The 2,541-nt window shown below is 35.8% G+C and carries 3 protein-coding genes and 1 pseudogene; 2 read left to right on the top strand and 2 right to left on the bottom strand.

Annotated features, from left to right (window positions below; genetic code table 11):
* Positions 1–269: 269 nt before the first annotated feature.
* On the top strand, positions 270–737 hold the full coding sequence (locus tag WIW52_RS00720; RefSeq protein ID WP_337707951.1) for a PaREP1 family protein: 468 nt from the start codon (positions 270–272) through the stop codon (positions 735–737).
* A 90-nt stretch (positions 738–827) separates the two neighbouring features.
* Positions 828–1,388 (top strand): annotated as a pseudogene (locus WIW52_RS00715) (type III-B CRISPR-associated protein Cas10/Cmr2); the annotation flags it as partial.
* Between the two features lie 425 nt (positions 1,389–1,813).
* Here WIW52_RS00715 and WIW52_RS00710 read toward each other — a convergent pair.
* On the bottom strand, positions 1,814–2,140 hold the full coding sequence (locus WIW52_RS00710) for a hypothetical protein (protein WP_337707950.1): 327 nt from the start codon (positions 2,138–2,140) through the stop codon (positions 1,814–1,816).
* 10 nt (positions 2,141–2,150) lie between these two features.
* The coding region (locus WIW52_RS00705; protein WP_337707948.1) for an AAA family ATPase at positions 2,151–2,541 on the bottom strand (391 nt) is incomplete at its 5' end.

Raw genomic sequence — 2,541 nt, 5'->3', positions numbered from 1 at the left:
TCTTTTTTACTCCCACTGGGAGTAGGTGGGTCGGGGTTATCCCGCTAAAGGGGCGGAGGGGTATGAACGGGGCAATGACCCGTGACTCCGGTGAAGCCCAACGGCTGAGGATTGATATTAAGTAATATGAAATCCTATGAAGCCCAAACCCCCACAGATCTCGATACTGTATCAAACGGCGGTTGAATTCAAACCCTCTTGGTTAAACGGATAATGAGACGGATTAATAGCTGTAATTGATTTAAGGCATATACACCAAATATGTCATAATGGAGGAATTAATAAGAAAGGCGGAAGAGAAGGGTATAAACATCGAGGACTTAATAATTTTTGCTCTATCTAAAGGAGACCCGCAAGAGGGGGTAAAACTCAGACTCATTTTAGCTGAGAAATACATGACTGAGGCTGAGGAATATTTAAAGAAGGGTGACGTCATACAAGCCTCTGAAAAGACTTACAAAGTTGCCGAGGAAATTGTTAAGGCTTTGGCTGAGAAGTTCAACTTGTCAGAATATCAGCAAGCCGTAAAAGAAGATAGATGGCATACGTACACTTTAACAAATGCTGCAATTAAACTCTCCTTGAAGTTAGGTGATTGGGTTAAAAACGGCTGGAATTCAGCTTACACACTTCACGTCTGGGGATTTCATGAAGCTAAGTTAGATTTAGACAGTGTGAAAAACTTGTTACAGGACGTTAGGAATATGCTTGTAGAAAGTAAGAAGATATTGTCTTGAACCTTTTACGTTTCCTCACGTATTTTAATAGTATAGGATCCCTCCCTTGGAAATATACGTGTTATGCAAAGAAAACTAAAATATCTTTAAGTGTTAAAACTGACGGAGGATTTACTTCAAACTACTCCTTTAAACATTCGTGTGAGACAAGTGAGTGTAATTAAGGATGAGATATTTAACAATAGCAAATTACGCTCAGATTCGTGGAAGATTTACGACAATAAATATCGTCAATTAGTTAGTGAGTTTAAGAAGAGTAAACTAGTGAAAGTTACTCCCAAGTCACGCTTAAAATTATTTGAATTAACTAAATTTGACAAGTTACCTCAAATTGGTGAGAAATCTAGAAGAGGTTACGAATTCTGTACTTCATGTGGTGTTTTGCCAGCGGTAATTATAATGCCCAAGGAAGACGAATTCGAGAAAAAATTAATTGAGCTCGGAGTTGCGAGAGACGAGAAAGACGTAAGATCTATAAAGAATTTGATTTCACCAGGTAAGAGGCTTTGCCCATGGTGCTTAGTGAAAAGGGCCTTAGGTGCTGAGCCCAGACTTATGAGAATTCTTTTGCTAGGAGATCTTTGTAGCGTCGAGAAGATTGTAAATGAAATCGTTAGTAAAGATGTTAAGATAGAAATTCCGTCAAGTAGTGGTAGGTTTACTAAGTATGAAAGAATAGGATATAACACTCTTATGAATCTTTGCAAGTTAGCGTTCAGAAACATATTAAGCTAAATTAATTTTATTACATTCCTACGTTTGTCCCTACACTTTCATCTCACTCCTATCCTTAGAAAGTCTATATATGGAGAGAATTATCGAATATTGGGGGGATGTCCACAATTAAGGGTCATTCAAGGTTTTCACAATTTTCTGAAAAACTTCTAATTTATAGACCGTATTTAAGTCTATGTTTCTTATACGTTTAGGTAAGTCACTCTTTTCATATTTATCATGCGTTTTCAAATATTCTAACGGATTGTTCTCTTGTGGTGCTAAGAGTATTTCAATATGAGGATTGAAAACAATGATAAAGACTTTATTCATATCTACACCATTTCTTTTTAACATATCTTTTATCCTACAGCAGTTATGGGATTTCTCGTTAGGTGTAGCCTTGAAGTCAAGGCAAAATCTAATAACTGCTGTATCCTATTTTCCAGTATTTGGGAATCTTCATTATCGCTGTCCACAAAGATCATGATTTTGTTGTATCCTTTAAAAATGGAACTTTTTACAATTCTTACCGTCTTTGCAGAGATTATATTTCCTTTTCCACCCATAGAATGGCAATCTAATTTGATTTCATTTTCTATCTTTTTATTCTCTTCAAGTTTTCTGATTAATTCAGCGATTGCACTGCAACCGTATTTATCTTCTGTAATTGCTAGAATTATTTTCATTATTTTTCACTTAGTATAACAACCATTCACTTAACAAGATGCCGTTCTCAGTTAACTTTTCCTTCAATTTCTCCGGCTCTTGTACTTTATTAACTTTAGTCTCTCCTCTTTCTTTATCAAGAATTATTATTTCTGAAGGATCCATGAAGTCGATAATTAGTGGCGAATGTGTAGTTGCTATGAACTGTGAGTCGGAATATCGCATTATATCAACTAGTCTTTCAATGTACTTAAGGTGGAGGGAGTTCTCTATTTCATCGATAATGATTGTCGACATTTTTAACAGATACACAGCTACAAGGATTGTCAACATTTTTATAAAACCGTCAGGTACTGATGTGGGCAGTAAAATCAGCTCGTTGTTGTTTTCACTCTTTTCAATGAAATGTAGTCTTATATTT

Origin of the sequence: Stygiolobus sp. RP850M (assembly GCF_037389295.1) — an archaeon.
Lineage (GTDB): Archaea > Thermoproteota > Thermoprotei_A > Sulfolobales > Sulfolobaceae > Stygiolobus.
This window is presented reverse-complemented; position numbering and strand designations above follow the sequence as displayed.

What these genes read in the sequence shown, in the direction of transcription:
- WIW52_RS00720 (WP_337707951.1), top strand. Translation starts at nt 270, where the DNA reads ATGGAGGAATTAATAAGAAAGGCGGAAGAGAAGGGTATAAACATCGAG.
- WIW52_RS00710 (WP_337707950.1), bottom strand. Translation starts at nt 2,140, where the DNA reads ATGAAAATAATTCTAGCAATTACAGAAGATAAATACGGTTGCAGTGCA.